Source organism: Ureibacillus endophyticus (genome assembly GCF_003628435.1).
GTDB lineage: Bacteria > Bacillota > Bacilli > Bacillales_A > Planococcaceae > Ureibacillus > Ureibacillus endophyticus.
The window spans coordinates 1-1,013 of sequence record NZ_RBZN01000123.1; the positions used below are offsets into that span (position 1 = coordinate 1).

General features: G+C 35.6%; 1 protein-coding gene. It reads right to left on the minus strand.

Features of this window, described 5'->3' with window-relative positions; genetic code table 11:
* Positions 1-338 precede the first annotated feature (338 nt).
* Positions 339-578, minus strand: a complete 240-nt coding sequence (locus D8M03_RS17590; RefSeq protein WP_121216068.1) for a hypothetical protein — start codon at positions 576-578, stop codon at positions 339-341.
* Positions 579-1,013: the final 435 nt, after the last annotated feature.

Here is a 1,013-nt window from a genome sequence, read left to right on the forward strand (position 1 = left end):
ATGATGTTCTCCCGTTCATAATTCGTAAAGTTAGTATAACGGGGTTTCTTCACTCTGAAAATAGTAAAACCCCGAATAGGTCCACTTTTTTTAAAGTGTCCACTATTCAGGGTTCAGTTCAATTACACCACTACTCAATTTTTATTACCATAGAATTATTCTTGAACGGCATCTTTTACACTTTCTTTCTTTCAATATACAGGGACACATAAACATTCTATCTCTCCTCAATGATTTCCTTTGCGATAGCACCTACAACTGAGACTACTGCTGCTACGACTATTTGTTGCCACATAGACTTCACCTCCTTACTTTGTCTGAACCATCAAACATAGATTTCACGAGAACGGTTCATGTTCAATTACATTCTGATGCTCTTGTTGACTTGTCATTGCAAGAAATACATGCCAAATTTCTTCTTCGTCTACATTCCAAGCTTGTCTAATATTTGATGGATCCAAAATACGATAATGTTGTGTGAATCTATTTTGTTGTAGTTTCCATCCATTTGAGTTAGTGAGTGTGTCCCAGAAGTATTTTCCTCCGAAAGTTTGGCAAGGTATATTTGGTAAAGTCATTTTTCATTCTCCTATTCTATTCAAAATTTTTAGTTGACTAACGACAGTTATATAATAATGGCGCTAGTTTTTAAGCATGCAAAATGAGCACATGCTATGTGTCGCATGCACTTTCTATTTTTTGAGTCATTGGCATTTACTTACGTCGTGAGTTTACCGTTAGTAATGTCGCGAGTAGGTCAATCAACACCATCTAAAAAATCTGGAACAACTTCGTAATTGATTAACCATATTTCATAGGGTACTGGGTTGCCTGTCTCAATAATAATAACTAAGTAGTATTTGCCATCAGCATCTGTGTAATTTGCACTATCTGGTTATGGCAAACTAAAAATGTACCATTCGGACATTAATTTATGCATGAAAAAACCACTTGTCAACATTATCCAATAAAGTTACACTCCTCGTTGGACCAACAACGTTTAACAGGAGGTA